Consider the following 14,619-nt stretch of genomic DNA (forward strand, 5'->3'; position numbering starts at 1 on the left):
GAGCCCGCCGTCCCCTGCCGGGGCGAGCCCCGGCACCGAGGCCACCACCGCGGCGGTGGAATCCCGCCGCGGCGTCCGTAGCGGGATCGCGGGGCTGCTCGGTGCGGCTGTCAACGGGCTGTTCGGCTTCCTGCTGGTGGTCGTGATCACCCGCAGCTACGGCACCGAGGGCTCCGGCGCGTTCTTCGCGGTGATCGGCGTGGTCACGGTCGCCGCTGCCATCTGCGTGCTGGGGGCCGAGACGGGACTGATCTGGGCACTGCCCCGGCGCCGCCTCGGGCCCGACGGGGACGCCGCCCGGATCCTCCCGGTGGCCATGCTTCCTCCGATGGCCGCCGCGCTCGCCGTCGCCGCCGGTGGCATGGCCGCCGCCGGCGCGCTCGCGCCTCGACTGCTGGACGGGCCGGAGACCGACGCCAGGGCCCTGCTGACGGTCAGCTTCGCCGCGGTACCGGTCGTCGTGGCGATGACGCTGCTGCTCGCGGCCCTGCGCTGCGTACGGTCGATCCGGGCGTACGTGGCGGTGCAGTCCGTCCTGCTGCCCGTGGCGCGGCCGGTGCTGGTCGGCGCCGCGGTGCTGGCCGGTGGGGGGCTGCTGGCCGGCCTGACGGGCTGGTTCGTGCCGGCGCTGGTGGCCGTGCTGCTCACCCTGGTGCTGGTCGCCGGCCCGCTCGGTCTCGGCCGGCAGGCGACGCTGCGTACGCGGCGGGCCGACTGGTCGACCTTCTGGCGGTTCGCGTTGCCGCGTGCCGCGTCGGCGGCGATCGACGCGGGCGCCGTGTGGGTCGGGGTGCTGCTCACCTCGTTGCTCGCCGGGCAGGCCGAGGCCGGTGTGTTCGGCGCCGTCGGCCGGTACGTCCTCGCCGGCCAACTCGCCGTGCAGGGGTTGCGCGTGGCGGTGTCGCCCCAACTGTCCCGGCTGCTCGGGCAGGGCCGGCCGGACGCGGCGGCTGCCGTGCACAGGCAGTTGGCCAGCTGGGGGCTCGCGCTGTCCTGGCCGGTGTACCTGCTGCTCGCTGTCTTCGGGCTGGCCTTCCTCGAGCTGTTCGGGTCCGGCTTCACGGCCGGCGCCACCGCGATGACCGTGCTCGCCCTGGCCATGCTCGTGAGCACCGGGGTGGGCAACGTGCAGAGCCTGCTGCTGATGGGCGGGCGCAGCGGGCTGCACCTGGTCGCCGCGCTCGCCGGGCTGCTGGTCACCGTCTCCCTCGGGTTGGTGCTGATTCCCGGTCACGGGGCCACGGGCGCGGCGGTGGCCTGGTCCGCCGGGATCGTCACGGAGAACCTGCTGGCCGTGGCGTTCGCGCGTCTCGTGGTGGGCCATCCGATGGTCGACGCGGCGATGCTGCGGGTCGCGGTCGCCACCGTCGCGGGTGTGGGCACCGCCGCCGGGGTCGGCGTGCTGGTGGGTGGCCGGGGCATCCCCGGGTTGCTGGTGGCGGTGGCCGTACTGGCCGCCGGCTGCGTCGGCTTGTTGACGTTGCCTCGGGTACGACGCCGCATCCGGGTGAACATGAAGCAGATCCGTGCGCGGGGGGAGGCGGTCCCGGCTCCCACCGGGTCCGTTCCGCCGCAGGAGAAGGGCAGGTGAGGTCCGTCGTGTCGGCGTTGCGTGATCGGGTGAAGCAGCTCGTACCGACCCAGGTGACAGACCGGGTGCGGGAGTCACTCGTCGGCTACGGGGTGCGGACCAGCGACCGGCGACCGCTGCCGGACTTCCTCATCATCGGCACCAAGCGGGGCGGCACCACCTCGCTGTGGAACTACCTCATCCAGCATCCGCTGGTGCCCCGGCTCTTCCCGGCCTGGAACACCAAGTCCTCGCACTACTTCGAGGAGCACTGGCGGCATGGCGAGGCCTGGTACCGGTCGCACTTTCCGACGCAGCGCCAGCGGGAGGCGCTGGAGAAGCGGCACGGCGGGCCGGTACGGGTCGGCGAGGCGGCGCCGCTGTACATGTTCCACCCCCTCGCGGCGCAGCGGGTCGCCGGGCTGATGCCCTCGGTGCGGCTGATCGTGCTGCTGCGCGACCCGGTGGAGCGGGCGTACTCGCACTGGAAGGAGCGGCGGACGCACGGCATCGAGCCGCTCGACTTCGCCGCCGCGCTGGCCGCCGAGCCGGAGCGGACGGCGGGGGAGCGGGAACGGCTGATCGCCGAGCCGGAGCACTTCAGCGAGCCGTACGACTGGTACACCTACCGGGCCCGGGGCCGCTACCTGGAGCACCTGGAGCCGTGGCTGGAGCGGTTCGACCGGGAGCAGATCCTCTTCCTGCCCAGCGAGGACCTCTACCGCGACGCCCGGTCGACCTATCGCCGCACGCTGGACTTCCTCGGCCTGCCCCCGCACGACCTGCCCGACTTCAAGGTCTACAACGACCGCCGTTCGGCACCGCTGGAGCCGGCCGTGCGTGCCGAGTTGACCGAGTACTACCGCCCGTACAACGAGGCGTTGCGGCAGCGGCTGGGGTTGGAGCTCGACTGGCCGGACCAGGCCCCGTGACGGCGGGGGCCGTCGTCGCCGCCGACCCCCGGTCGCGGACCGACGGGCTGGGCTGGGTCACCCGGGCCGTGTTCGGCGACGAGCGGATCGTGCTGACCGTCGGCGGTCCGCCGCCGCCCGGGCACCACGCCGTCGCCCGGTACGCGGTCGTTCCGTCGCTCGACCGGGCACGGTTCCTGCTGCCGCTGGGCGCGCCCCGGGCCACGGCCGCCTCGCTGCTGGCGTACAACGCGTTGCGCCCGCCGAAGGTGCGGGCGGTGCGGGCCGTGCTCGGCGTGCTGGCGCGGGTCGGCGCGGTCGACCTGACTCCGTTCCCCCGGCTGACCGTGTCGCTGCCCGAGGGCGTCGCGGCCGACGAGGCGCTGCTGGCCGGGCGGCTGGGCGCCGCGCTCGGCGAGGCGTCGGTCCACGCGGCCTGCGGGGTCCGACCGCCGGACCCGAACCACAAGCCCACCCTGCAACTGTTCGCCCCGGACGGTCGGGCCCTCGGCTACGCGAAGATCGGCTGGAACGCGGCCACCCGGGCGTTGGTGACCACCGAGGCGGCGGCCCTGCGCGAGCTGCCCACGGTGGCCGGCACGCCCGACCACCCGGCGGCGCCCCGACTGCTCGCCGAGACGACCGCCGACGGGCAGGCGGTCGCGCTGGTCGAGCCGCTGCCGCCGACCGTGCGTGGGGTGCCGGTCGGCGAACCGCCCCGCATCGCGGCGCTGCTGGCGGTGGCCCGCCGGGGGCGCCCGCCGGCGTCCCCGCGGCCCCTGGCCGCCTCGGGGTTCCTGGCCCGGCTCGCCGCCGAGGCCGGCCGTGCCGCCGCCGGAGTGCCGGACGGGGCCCGGGCGGTCGCCGCCGTGGCCGCCCTTACCGGCCGGCACGGCGACACGGCCGTCGAGTTCGGGCACTGGCACGGCGACTGGGTGCCCTGGAACCTCGGCGTGCACGCCGGCCGCCTCGTCGCCTGGGACTGGGAGCACAGCGGGCCGGACGTGCCGCTCGGCTTCGATCTGGCGCACGACGCGTTCCAGCGGGCCCTGGTGCTACGGGGCGAGCCGGCTCCGGCGGCGGCGCGGGCGGTCGACGCCCACCTCGACCGGTACGGCGCCGAGCTGGGGCTCGGGCCGGCGGCCCGGCGGCTGGTGGCCGACGCGTACCTGCTGGAGATGTGGCTGCGCACCTGGCGGCTCGCCGCCGCCGGCGCGGGCTGGAACGGCGCGCTGCATCCCGCCCTGCTGGACGTCATCGAGAAACGACATAGCGGCTGATCCACCGAAACCACCGGAGCCGACGGTCCACCGTCGACTCCGGAGGGTGACGCGGAAGCTCCAGGTCGTGACGATCGTCGGTGACGATGGTCGACACGGCGTGCCCGATCCGCCACCTACGGAGATCGGCTGTCGTCCGGTCGCCCTATTTCAGGGCCGGAGGACGTGTGATCTGCTGTCGGGTGGCGGCCACCGAACATCCAAGCGGACTTGTGGGGAGTCGCGTGGGAAAGACGACCGAGGACGCCGGGGAGCCCGGGGTCCTGCTCCTGGTGGGCTCCAGCGGCGGCCACCTGGCCCAACTGCTCGCCCTTCGCCCGTGGTACGAACGCTGGCGGCGGTGCTGGGTCACCTTCGACACACCCGAGGCACTCTCGCTGCTCGCGGGCGAGGAACTGGTCCCGGCGCACCACCCGACCACCCGTAACGTGCCGAACCTGCTGCGTAACGCCGTCCTCGCCTGGCGGGTGCTGCGGTCGCGCCGGGTCGCCGCGGTGGTGACCACCGGCGCCGGGGTGGCCGTCCCGTTCGTGGTGCTGGCCCGGCTGCGGCGCGTACCGACCGTCTACATCGAGGTGTACGACCGCATCGACACCCCGACCCTGACCGCCCGGCTCTGCCGGCCGTTCCTCTCCGCGATGCTCGTGCAGTGGGACGAGCAGCGCCGGCAGTACCCGGAGGCCACCGTCGTGGGGACCCTGTTGTGAGCGCCGAGAGCACCGGAACCGCCCCCGCGCACCGGGTCGCCCCCGGCCGCCCCCGCCCGGCGCCCGCCAACCGGGCGCCCCGCCCGCGCGACCCCGGCGACCTCGCCCGGGCCCGGCTGCTGGTCGCCGTCGGCACCGACAAGCACCCGTTCGACCGCCTGGTCGGCTGGCTGGAGGAGTGGCACCCCGCCCTCGCCGAGGGCGTCGGGCTGACCGTCCAGCACGGACACACCCGGGCCCCCGGGGTGCCCGGGGCGGTGGCCTTCCTCGGCCACGACGAGCTCCAGACCGCGATGGCCGAGGCCGACCTGGTGGTCTGCCACGGCGGCCCGGCCACCATCCTGGAGGCCCGCCGGCACGGTCACCTGCCGATCGTCGTCCCCCGGGACCCGGCCCGGGGCGAGCACGTCGACGACCACCAGCAGTTGTTCGCCCGCCGCCTGGGCGCGGCCGGCATGGTGGCGTTGGCCGAGACCCGGGAGGCGCTGTTCGCGGCGCTCGCCGCCGGCCTCGCCGACCCGTCCCGGTTCGCCGTCGCGGCCGACCCGGAGGCGTCCGAGGCGCGCCGCGCGGCGGTCGAGCAGGTGGGGCGGATCGTGGAGGACCTGGTGGCCGCGTCGACCGGACGGCGGCAGCGGACGAGGTGGCGGCCGTGGGCACGGCCGGACCGGAACGGAGAGCGGCGATGACCGAACACCCGAGCGTGAGTGTGGTGGTGCCCACCCGGGACCGTCCGGAGCTGCTCCGGGCCGCCGTGCGCGCCATCCTCGACCAGGACCACCCCGGCACGATCGAGGTGGTGGTGGTGTACGACCAGTCCGAGCCGGACGCTTCGCTGGCCGAGCTGTCCCGCCCGGACCGGCTGGTCCGGGTGATCCGCAACGAGCGCGCACCCGGCCTGGCCGGCGCCCGTAACTGCGGTGTCCTGGCCGCCACCGGCGAGCTCGTCGCGTTCTGCGACGACGACGACGAGTGGCTGCCCGGCAAGCTGCGGGCCCAGGTCGAGGCGCTCGCCGCCCACCCCGACGCGGAGTTCGTCAGCTGCGGCATCCGGGTCAGCTACGACGGGCACACCGTCGACCGGGTGCTGTCGAAGGACTCGGTCACCCTGGCCGACCTGCTGCGGGACCGGATGACGGAGCTGCACCCGTCGACCTTCCTGATCCGCGCCGCCGCGCTGCGCGACGGGTTCGGGCTGGTCGACGAGGAGATCCCGGGCAGCTACGCGGAGGACTACGAGTTCCTGCTCCGGGCCGCCCGCAGCGCGCCGCTGGTCAACCTGCGCACGCCGTACGTGCTGGTGCGCTGGCACAAGCGGTCCTACTTCGCGCAGCGCTGGGACACGATCTCCGAGGCGTTGCAGTGGCTGTTGAAGCGCTACCCCGAGTTCGGCACCCAGCCCGCCGGTGAGGCGCGGGTCACCGGGCAGATCGCCTTCGCCCGGGCCGCGTCCGGCGACCGGCGGGGCGCGATGCGCTGGGCCCGGCACACCATCCGGCGCAACCCGCGCGAGCCGCGGGCGTACCTGGCCATCGCCGTGGCCGGGCGGGTGGTCCGCGCCGACGCGGTGCTGCGCACCCTGCACAAGCGCGGCCGGGGCATCTGACCCTGCCGGAGACGACGTACCGCCCCTGCGACGACACCATCAACGATCGAAGGATTCCATTCCATGGCGCTCCACTCGCTCAGGTTCCGTCTCGTCGACTCGCCGACCTCGCTCGGCGCGAAAAGGCGGGCGCAGCGTGCGGCCTGGCTGTCGGACACGTTCCCGGACCTGGCTGACATGAGTGTCCTCGACCTGGGCGGACGGGTGGAGAGCTGGGCCCGGGTGCCCGTCCGGCCGGCGCACGTGCACGTGGTCAACCTGGAGCCGTTGCCCACGGAGCTGCCGGACTGGGCCGAGGCCGACCACGCCGACGCCTGCGAACTTCCGAAGAGCATCCTGAGCCGTCGCTATGACCTCGTCTTCAGCAACAGCGTCCTGGAGCATGTGGGCGGCCACGAGCGTCGTCAGCGGATGGCGGAGGCGGTCCGCGAGTTGGGGCGCGCGTACTGGGTGCAGACGCCGTACCGGTACTTCCCGATCGAGCCGCACTGGGTGGCCCCGGGAATGCAGTTCCTGCCGGTGTCGGCGCGGGTGGTGGTGGCCCGCAAGTGGCCGCTCGCCTACACCCCGGGCAAGTCCTACGAGGCGGCCATGAGGCAGGTCCTGACGACCGAACTCATCGGTCGCGCCGAGCTCCGGTACCTCTTCCCGGACGCCACCATCCGTAGCGAGCGTCTGCTGGGCCTGACCAAATCGATCATCGCGATCCGCAAACCCTGAACGGGCATGCCGGATCGGATCCGCCCCGACTCTCCGGCGAGCGGTCCCGCGGAGTCGTGCGGGCGTCCGCAGGGCGGGACGCGGCGGGCACCGTACGGCGGCGGACACCGGGCGTGACAGACTGACCGCTGTGTTGCGCTGGTTGACTGCAGGGGAATCGCACGGTCCCGCCCTCGTCGCGATGCTGGAGGGCGTGCCCGCCGGCGTCGAGGTGACCACCGGGGAGATCGCCGGTGAGCTGGCCCGGCGCCGGCTCGGCTACGGCCGGGGCGCGCGGATGTCGTTCGAGCAGGACGAGGTCGAGATCATCGGCGGGCTCCGGCACGGGGTGACGCTCGGCAGCCCGGTCGCGATCCGCGTCGGCAACTCCGAGTGGCCCAAGTGGCGCACCGTCATGGCCGCCGACCCGGTCGACGAGGAGGAGCTGGCCCGCCAGGCCCGCAACGCGCCGCTCACCCGCCCCCGTCCCGGCCACGCCGACCTGGCCGGCATGCAGAAGTACGGCCACACCGACGCCCGGCCGATCCTGGAACGGGCCAGCGCGCGGGAGACCGCCGCCCGGGTCGCCGTCGGCACGGTCGCCAAGGCGCTGGTCCGGCAGGCCCTCGGCATCGAGATCGTCTCCCACGTGGTGGAGTTGGGCCCGGTCGCCGCCAAGCCCGGGCTGCGCCCGACGCCCGAGGACGCCGCGCGTATCGACGCCGACCCGCTGCGCTGCCTCGACCCCGAGGCCAGCGCCCGGATGGTCGCCGAGGTCGACGCCGCGAAGAAGGCCGCCGACACCCTGGGTGGCGTGGTCGAGGTGCTGGCGTACGGGGTGCCCCCGGGCCTGGGCAGCCACGTGCAGTGGGACCGCAAGCTCGACGCCCGGCTCGCCACCGCGCTGATGTCGATCCAGGCCATCAAGGGGGTGGAGATCGGGGACGGCTGGCAGCAGGCGCGCTCCCGAGGCTCCGAGGCGCACGACGAGATCATCCCCACCGCCACCGGCGTGCGTCGGGTCACCGACCGGGCCGGCGGGCTGGAGGGCGGCATCACCACCGGCGAGCCGCTGCGGGTGAAGGCCGCGATGAAGCCGATCTCGTCGCTGAACCGGGCCCTGGCGACGGTGGACGTCACCACCGGCGAGCCGGCCACCGCGATCAACCAGCGCTCGGACGTCTGCGCCGTACCCGCCGCCGCCGTCGTCGCCGAGGCGATGGTGGCGCTGGTGCTGGCCGAGGCCGCCACCGAGAAGTTCGGCGGCGACTCGGTCGCCGAGATCCGCCGCAACCTGGCGGGCTACCTCGACGCGCTGGTGATCCGGTGAACGCGGGACGCGCGGCCGGTCGGCGGTGCCGCTGATGGCGCCGGTCTGCGTGCTGGTCGGGGCGCCCGGCTCCGGCAAGACCACGGTCGGGCTCGCGCTGGCGGAGCTGCTCGGCGTGGAGTTCCGCGACACCGACCTGGACATCGTGCGGCAGGCGGGCAAGCCGATCCCCGAGATCTTCATCGACGAGGGCGAGGAGCACTTCCGTACCCTCGAACGGGCGGCGGTGGCGGCGGGGCTGGCCTCGTGCGGGGGCGTGCTCGCCCTCGGCGGCGGCGCGATCCTCGCCGAGGAGAACCGCGCCGCCCTGGTCGGGCACCGCGTGGTGTACCTCTCCGTCGAGTTGCCCGACGCGGTGAAGCGGGTCGGGCTCGGGGCGGGCCGTCCGCTGCTGGCGATCAACCCCCGGGCGACGCTGAAGCATCTGCTGGACCAGCGCCGTCCGCTCTACACCGAGGTGGCGACCGCGACGGTCGTCACCGACGGACGGTCACCGGCCGAGATCGTCGCCGAGGTCGCCTCGCTGCTGAAGCGCTGAGCCGCCCGCCCGCCCGCGCCGCTGAAGCGTTGAGCCGGGGGTGGGACGCGGCGCTGGGCGGGCACGCCCCACCCCCGCCGGCCGTCAGCTCCGGGCGATGCGGTCGAGCACGTCGGTGAGGCCCTTCGGCTCGCTGAGCATCGGCCAGTGCCCGGCGGGCAGCGTGTGGAGCTGGCCGCCGGCCAGCCCGGCGAAGAACGGGTGGCCCTGCGCGATCATGCCCTCGATCACCTCGAGCGGGAAGGTGCTGGCCACCAGCGCCGTCGGCACCGCGCGCCCACCGGTGCGGCGCACCGGGTCGGTGGCGGCGCGCAGCGGGTGGGCGGTGGCGCGCCGCCGCAGCAGCGCGAGCGCGGCGGGATCCAGCCCGGCCAGGTTCTCCGGGTCCGCCACCGGGTCGAACGCGGGCGGCGGCAGCAGGTGTCCGTCGCCGATCGCGACGCGCAGCCGCTCCTGCTCCTGCGGCGGGTTGCTGTCGAACTGCGACATGCCGTCCGGCAGCGGCCCGCTCTCCACGTAGACCACCCGGGCGATCCGGTCCGGGACACGGTCCGCCGCCTGGGTCACCGGCAGTCCGCCGCCGGAGTGCCCCACCAGCACCACGTCGTGCAGGTCCTCCACCTCGATCAACCGGACGATGTCGGTGGTGTGCGTCTCCAGGCCCACCTCGGGGCCGGCGAGGTGGGCGCGCTCGGCCACGCCGGTCAACGTCACCGGGTGGACCTCGTGACCCTGCCCGCGCAGCGCCGCGGTCACCTCACGCCATGCCCAGCTGCCCAGCCAGAAGCCCGGTACCAGCACGAACGTCGCCATCTGCGACCTCCCTCTCTTGTCGTCCGGGCTACCGTACGATCGAATCAGGACGCTTTCCGCCCGCTTTTCAGGAGTGCTCCGTGTCACATCCCGCTGCCCGGGTGCTCGGCATGCTCGAACTGCTCCAGAGCCACCACCGGCTCACCGGGGCGGAGCTGGCGCAGCGGCTCGGGGTCGACGGGCGCACCGTGCGCCGCTACGCGGCGACCCTGGCGGAGCTGGGCATTCCGGTGACTGCCGAGCGTGGCCGCCACGGCGGCTACCGGCTGCGTCCCGGCTACAAGCTGCCGCCGCTGATGCTCACCGACGACGAGGCAGTCGCCGTGCTGCTCGGTCTGGTCGCCGCCGAGCGGCTCGGGCTGGGCACCGAGGAACCGGCGACCGCGACCGCGCTGGCCAAGATCCGCCGGGTGCTCCCGCCCACGTTGGGTGACCGCCTCGCCGCAGTGCAGGAGCACCTTGGTTTCACCCTGCGCCCGTCCGCGTCGCAGGCCCGGCCGGCGACCGGGACGCTGCTGACCCTCGGCGCCGCCACCCGGCACCGGCGCCGGGTGCGCCTGGAGCACCGTTCCTTCTCCGGCGCGGTGACCCGCCGCGAGCTCGACCCGTACGGGCTGGTCTTCCACGCCGGCCGGTGGTACGTCACCGGCCACGACCACCTGCGTGGGGAGCTGCGCACGTTTCGGCTGGACCGGATCGGGCAGGTGCAGCCAAGGGAGGAGACCTTCACCGTGCCCGACGGCTTCGACCCGGTGGCCCAGGTGGCCCGGTCGCTGGCCCGCGCCCCGTACGCCCACGACGTCGAGGTGCTGCTGGAGACGGACCTGGTCGCCGCCCGCCGCCGCGTCCCGCCGAGCATGGCCGAGCTGACCGCGACCGCCGACGGCGTGCTGCTGCGCGCCCGCGCGGAGAACCTGGACGGAATGGCCCAGCTGCTCGCCGGGCTGGGCTGGCCGTTCACCGTCCTGCGCCCGGACGCCCTGCGCCACGAAGTCGCCGAGCATGCCCGCCGGCTGGCCGGCTGGGCCACGCGGACATCCGGATGATCCTGTTGCCTGAGCCGTGAGCCCGTGCCGTACGGGGATCGCCGAGGTGTAGGCCTTCGACATAGCCGGCCGGCCACGGAGTGGACAGTTCCCGCCCGGGATCGGGCGGCTGGGCTAGGCTGCCGGCGATGGACGAGGTGACCCGGATCCCGGTCGGCGGCGAGCGCCCGTACGACGTGCTGGTGGGACGCGACCTGCTCGACGCGCTGCCCGGGCTGCTGCCGGACGCGACCCGGGTGGCGGTGCTGCACGCGCGCCCACTCAGGGAACTGGCCGACGCGATCGGCGGCCGGCTGCGCGCGGCAGGTGTCGCGCCGCTGCTGATCGAGGTGCCGGACGCCGAGGCGGGCAAGCACGTCGACGTCGCGGCGACCTGCTGGGATCGGCTGGGCGAGGCCGGTTTCACCCGTACCGACGCGGTGGTGGGTGTCGGCGGCGGCGCGGTGACCGACCTGGCCGGCTTCGTCGCGGCCTGCTGGCTGCGCGGGGTGCGCTGGGTGCCGGTGGCGACCTCGCTGCTGGGCATGGTCGACGCGGCCGTGGGTGGCAAGACCGGGATCAACACCGCCACCGGCAAGAACCTGGTCGGGGCGTTCCACCCGCCGACCGGCGTCCTCGCCGACCTGGCCACGCTGGACAGCCTTCCGCAGGCGGACCTCGCCGCGGGCCTGGCCGAGGTGGTCAAGTGCGGCTTCATCGCCGACCCGGTGATCCTCGACCTGGTGGAACGGGACCCGGCCGCGGCCACCGACCCGACCGGCCCCGTGACCCGCGAGCTGATCGAGCGGGCGATCCGGGTGAAGGCGGACGTGGTCTCGGGCGACCTGCGGGAGTCGGGTGTGCGGGAGGTGCTCAACTACGGCCACACCCTGGCCCACGCCATCGAGAAGGCGGAGGGCTACCGCTGGCGGCACGGCCACGCGGTTGCGGTCGGTGTCGTCTACGCAGGTGAGCTGGCCCGGCTGGCCGGCCGGCTGGACGTCTCCACCGCCGAGCGGCACCGTACGACCATGTCGGCGCTCGGCCTGCCCACCAGCTACCCGGCCGAGGCCTGGCCGGGACTGCTCGCCACGATGCGGGTGGACAAGAAGGCCCGGGGCAGCCAGCTGCGTTTCGTGGTGCTGGACGGGCTCGCCCGGCCGGCGATCCTCGAGGGCCCGGACGACGCGTTGCTGGAGGCGGCCTACCGCGAGGTGGCCGCATGAGGGTATACGTGCTCAACGGTCCGAACCTCGGCCGGCTCGGCACCCGACAGCCGGACGTCTACGGCGCGACCAGCTACGCGGACCTGGTGACGCTCTGCGAGTCGACCGGGCGGGAACTCGGCCTGGACGTGACGGTCCGACAGACCGATGCCGAGCACGAGCTGCTGGGCTGGCTGCACACCGCCGCCGACGAGGGCGCGGCCGTGGTGCTCAACCCCGCCGCCTGGTCGCACTACTCCTACGCGGTCCGCGACGCCTGCGCCATGCTGCGCGGGCCGCTGGTCGAGGTGCACATCTCCAACATCCACGCCCGCGAGGAGTTCCGGCACCACTCCGTGGTGTCGGCGGTGGCGACCGGGGTGATCTGCGGCCTCGGCGTCGACGGCTACCGCCTGGCCCTGCACCATCTGGCCGCCCAAAGCCGCTGACGGGCCGCCCCCGCCCCCCTGCCGTCGGCGGCGTATCCGCTTACCGTGACACTGAGTGATATTCGATTCCGTTACTGCCCGTCACTGGCCTTCCGGCTTTCGCTCCCTGCCTCTCGGACGCTTTGCTCTGCATCCATATCCGCACCAGCGGCCTGACCTGGGCCTTCCCTGTCGGCGACCGGCCGCCGACGATGCGGAGACGTGACCCTGGGTAAGTGGTGCGTCCGCGGCTGCAGAGCAAAGGGGACGTGGGGGTTCCTGTCGGGGGAAGGTGGCTGTTGCGGAGAGTGAAGTGCGACTGTGGTGCTGCCACGGAACTGGCGATGTTGCTGGACCATCCGGTGGCCCGGTGGCCCGGTGGCCCGGTGGCCCGGTGGCCCGGTGGCCCGGTGGCCCGGTGGCCCGGTGCCCGGTGCCCGGTGGCCCGGTGCCCGGTGCCCGGTGCCCGGTGCCCGGTGCCCGGTGCCCGGTGCCCGGTGCCCGGTGCCCGGTGAACCGGTGGCCTTGGGCCGCCGGAACTCCGGTGGCAGCGGTGAGGGATGGTGGGAGCCGCGGTGGGGAACGTCGGGAGCGGTGGTGGGAACGTCGCGGGAAGCGGCGGACAGCGGCGCTCGACGCAACTAGTAGACTTGCCAGGTCTGTCCGCCAATTGATGATCAAGGCAGGAAATGGCCACCACCAACGACCTGAAGAACGGCCTGGTACTCAACCTCGACGGCGAGCTCTGGGCCGTCGTTGAGTTCCAGCACGTCAAGCCCGGAAAGGGTGGTGCGTTCGTGCGTACCACGCTGAAGAACGTGCTGTCCGGCAAGGTGGTCGACAAGACCTTCAACGCGGGCACCAAGGTCGAGACCGCGACCGTGGACAAGCGCACGATGCAGTACCTCTACGCCGACGGCGAGGACTACGTCTTCATGGATCTGGAGACGTTCGACCAGATCACCGTGCCGGACGCCACCGTCGGCGAGGCGGCGAACTACCTGCTGCCCGAGGCCGAGGCGACCGTGGCCACCCACGAGGGTCTCCCGCTCTACATCGAGCTGCCGACCAGCGTCGTGCTGGAGATCACCTACACCGAGCCGGGCCTGCAGGGCGACCGGTCGACCGGCGGCAACAAGCCGGCCACTGTCGAGACCGGCGCGACCGTGCAGGTGCCGCTCTTCATCACCACCGGCGAGAAGATCAAGGTCGACACCCGCGACGGCCGTTACCTCGGCCGCGCCTGATGGCTGAGGGCCCCAAGCAGCAGATGCCGGCACGCCGCAAGGCGCGCAAGCGGGCGCTGGACGTGCTCTTCGAGGCCGACCTGCGGGATCGTCCGCCGGTCGACGTGCTCGCCGGTTACATCGAGCGGATCGAGAAGCCCCGACCCGAGCACCTGGGATACGCGGTGAGCCTCGTCGAGGGTGTCGCCGCCCACCTCGACCGGATCGACGAGGTGATCGCCAGCTACGCCGAGGGCTGGACGCTGGACCGGATGCCGACCGTCGATCGCAACCTCGCCCGGATCGCGGTCTACGAGCTGCTCTACGTCGACGAGATCGACGACGCGGTGGCCATCAGCGAGGCCGTCGAACTGGCCCGGCAGATGTCGACCGACGACTCGCCGCGCTTCCTCAACGGTATCCTCGGCCGCATCGCCGAGTACGCCACCCGCTGACGCGGCGCACGTCACACCTGACGTGCGTCACACCCGGCGAGGTGACGGCGGTTGTGGTGGCGACGCGAACGACGACGAAAGGGCCCGTGCCGGACGGCACGGGCCCTTCGCGTAATCGAGGTCAGCTGGCGAAGAACGCCCGCGGGTCGGCGACCAGCACACCGTGCTCGGTGAGCCGCTCGATCAGGCCGGACGGCGAGGCGTCGTAGACGATGGCGAGCGCGCGCAGGTCGTCGGCGCGGATGGAGAGCACGCGACCGTTGTAGTCACCACGCTGCTGCTGGATGGCGCGCGCGTACCGGGCGACGTAGGCCAACTCCTCGGAGGCCTCGTCGTACAGCCGCTCCAGGTCGAGGACGATCTTGCTGGTGGGCTCGTGGCGAACACCGCTGCCGTCGGGCAGCAGCTCCGAGACGGGTACGCGGTAGAAGTCGGCCAGCTCAGCCAGGCGCGACACCGTGACGGCGCGGTCGCCGCGCTCGTAGGAGCCGACCACCACCGCCTTCCATCGCCCGTTCGACTTCTCCTCCACGCCCTGCAGGGACAGGCCCTGCTGCTGGCGGATGGAGCGCAGGCGGGCGCCCAGAGACTTGGCGTATTCAGAGGGCATTAAACACTCCCAGTGCTGCTCGGGGTTCTCCCAGCGATCGCTACGGAGCGTGACGGTACGGGGATTGGCAGAACTGGTCAAGTGCTCGTGACCTTACCGTTGGGATCACCGGGGGAGTTGTCCCCATTTCGCCGGGCTGACCAGGGGGTCAGTGGCCGGCGGCGGTTCGTGCGGTGACCACTGGTAACGTGGCGTGAAGCCCCGGTCCAGGCCGTT

General features: G+C 73.6%; 16 protein-coding genes. 14 read left to right on the plus strand and 2 right to left on the minus strand.

Features of this window, described 5'->3' with window-relative positions:
• The first annotated feature begins 55 nt into the window (after positions 1–55).
• From AB0D32_RS25335 to AB0D32_RS25375, 9 genes are all read left to right on the plus strand, one after another.
• Positions 56–1,591, plus strand: a complete 1,536-nt coding sequence (locus tag AB0D32_RS25335; RefSeq protein WP_357095288.1) for a lipopolysaccharide biosynthesis protein — start codon at positions 56–58, stop codon at positions 1,589–1,591.
• An 8-nt stretch (positions 1,592–1,599) separates the two neighbouring features.
• Positions 1,600–2,502, plus strand: a complete 903-nt coding sequence (locus AB0D32_RS25340) for a sulfotransferase domain-containing protein (RefSeq protein ID WP_357095291.1) — start codon at positions 1,600–1,602, stop codon at positions 2,500–2,502.
• Entirely contained in the window at positions 2,499–3,761 is a 1,263-nt protein-coding gene (locus AB0D32_RS25345) for a hypothetical protein (protein ID WP_357095083.1), read from the plus strand. The genes AB0D32_RS25340 and AB0D32_RS25345 overlap by 4 nt, the downstream gene beginning before the upstream one ends.
• A 224-nt stretch (positions 3,762–3,985) precedes the next feature.
• Entirely contained in the window at positions 3,986–4,468 is a 483-nt protein-coding gene (locus AB0D32_RS25350) for a UDP-N-acetylglucosamine--LPS N-acetylglucosamine transferase (protein WP_357095086.1), read from the plus strand.
• A gap of 116 nt (positions 4,469–4,584) precedes the next feature.
• Positions 4,585–5,157 (plus strand): glycosyltransferase, encoded by a 573-nt coding sequence (locus tag AB0D32_RS25355; RefSeq protein ID WP_357095294.1) that lies wholly within the window; start codon positions 4,585–4,587, stop codon positions 5,155–5,157.
• A complete protein-coding gene (locus AB0D32_RS25360) occupies positions 5,154–6,074 on the plus strand; it encodes a glycosyltransferase family 2 protein (RefSeq protein WP_357095089.1) in 921 nt (306 codons plus the stop codon). Before AB0D32_RS25355 ends, AB0D32_RS25360 begins: the two co-directional genes overlap by 4 nt.
• Positions 6,075–6,137: 63 nt before the next feature.
• Positions 6,138–6,794, plus strand: coding sequence for a class I SAM-dependent methyltransferase (locus tag AB0D32_RS25365; RefSeq protein WP_357095091.1), 657 nt, complete (start codon positions 6,138–6,140; stop codon positions 6,792–6,794).
• 130 nt (positions 6,795–6,924) lie between these two features.
• Complete coding sequence (gene aroC, locus AB0D32_RS25370) at positions 6,925–8,103, plus strand: chorismate synthase (protein ID WP_357095094.1); 1,179 nt, start codon at positions 6,925–6,927, stop codon at positions 8,101–8,103.
• A gap of 34 nt (positions 8,104–8,137) precedes the next feature.
• A complete protein-coding gene (locus AB0D32_RS25375) occupies positions 8,138–8,641 on the plus strand; it encodes a shikimate kinase (RefSeq protein ID WP_357095097.1) in 504 nt (167 codons plus the stop codon).
• An 84-nt stretch (positions 8,642–8,725) separates the two neighbouring features.
• On the opposite strand, the gene AB0D32_RS25380 is transcribed toward AB0D32_RS25375, so the two are convergent.
• Complete coding sequence (locus AB0D32_RS25380) at positions 8,726–9,454, minus strand: alpha/beta hydrolase (protein ID WP_357095102.1); 729 nt, start codon at positions 9,452–9,454, stop codon at positions 8,726–8,728.
• 80 nt (positions 9,455–9,534) lie between these two features.
• On the opposite strand from AB0D32_RS25380, the gene AB0D32_RS25385 reads away from it, so the two are divergent.
• From AB0D32_RS25385 to nusB, 5 genes are all read left to right on the plus strand, one after another.
• A complete protein-coding gene (locus tag AB0D32_RS25385) occupies positions 9,535–10,500 on the plus strand; it encodes a YafY family protein (RefSeq protein ID WP_357095105.1) in 966 nt (321 codons plus the stop codon).
• Positions 10,501–10,628: 128 nt separating this feature from the next.
• The gene (aroB, locus tag AB0D32_RS25390; protein ID WP_357095109.1) at positions 10,629–11,705 is read left to right on the plus strand and encodes a 3-dehydroquinate synthase; all 1,077 of its coding nucleotides are present in this window, start codon (positions 10,629–10,631) and stop codon (positions 11,703–11,705) included.
• Entirely contained in the window at positions 11,702–12,133 is a 432-nt protein-coding gene (aroQ, locus tag AB0D32_RS25395; protein ID WP_357095112.1) for a type II 3-dehydroquinate dehydratase, read from the plus strand. Before aroB ends, aroQ begins: the two co-directional genes overlap by 4 nt.
• Before the next feature lie 668 nt (positions 12,134–12,801).
• Positions 12,802–13,359 (plus strand): elongation factor P, encoded by a 558-nt coding sequence (efp, locus tag AB0D32_RS25400; protein WP_357095114.1) that lies wholly within the window; start codon positions 12,802–12,804, stop codon positions 13,357–13,359.
• A 23-nt stretch (positions 13,360–13,382) separates the two neighbouring features.
• Positions 13,383–13,793 carry a transcription antitermination factor NusB gene (gene nusB, locus AB0D32_RS25405; RefSeq protein WP_357095297.1) on the plus strand — a complete coding sequence of 137 codons (411 nt, stop codon included), beginning with the start codon at positions 13,383–13,385 and terminating at the stop codon, positions 13,791–13,793.
• Positions 13,794–13,914: 121 nt separating this feature from the next.
• On the opposite strand, the gene AB0D32_RS25410 is transcribed toward nusB, so the two are convergent.
• Positions 13,915–14,403, minus strand: coding sequence for a transcriptional regulator (locus AB0D32_RS25410; protein WP_091436620.1), 489 nt, complete (start codon positions 14,401–14,403; stop codon positions 13,915–13,917).
• Between the last annotated feature and the right edge of the window lie 216 nt (positions 14,404–14,619).

It is taken from the genome of Micromonospora sp. NPDC048170 (genome assembly GCF_040652795.1).
GTDB lineage: Bacteria > Actinomycetota > Actinomycetes > Mycobacteriales > Micromonosporaceae > Micromonospora.

Excerpts from the sequence above, each read along its gene's own strand:
- AB0D32_RS25360 (WP_357095089.1), top strand. The coding sequence starts at position 5,154 with ATGACCGAACACCCGAGCGTGAGTGTGGTGGTGCCCACCCGGGACCGT.
- AB0D32_RS25375 (WP_357095097.1), top strand. The coding sequence starts at position 8,138 with ATGGCGCCGGTCTGCGTGCTGGTCGGGGCGCCCGGCTCCGGCAAGACC.
- AB0D32_RS25365 (WP_357095091.1), top strand. The coding sequence starts at position 6,138 with ATGGCGCTCCACTCGCTCAGGTTCCGTCTCGTCGACTCGCCGACCTCG.
- AB0D32_RS25410 (WP_091436620.1), bottom strand. The coding sequence starts at position 14,403 with ATGCCCTCTGAATACGCCAAGTCTCTGGGCGCCCGCCTGCGCTCCATC.
- aroQ (WP_357095112.1), top strand. The coding sequence starts at position 11,702 with ATGAGGGTATACGTGCTCAACGGTCCGAACCTCGGCCGGCTCGGCACC.
- efp (WP_357095114.1), top strand. The coding sequence starts at position 12,802 with ATGGCCACCACCAACGACCTGAAGAACGGCCTGGTACTCAACCTCGAC.
- aroB (WP_357095109.1), top strand. The coding sequence starts at position 10,629 with ATGGACGAGGTGACCCGGATCCCGGTCGGCGGCGAGCGCCCGTACGAC.
- AB0D32_RS25380 (WP_357095102.1), bottom strand. The coding sequence starts at position 9,454 with ATGGCGACGTTCGTGCTGGTACCGGGCTTCTGGCTGGGCAGCTGGGCA.
- nusB (WP_357095297.1), top strand. The coding sequence starts at position 13,383 with ATGCCGGCACGCCGCAAGGCGCGCAAGCGGGCGCTGGACGTGCTCTTC.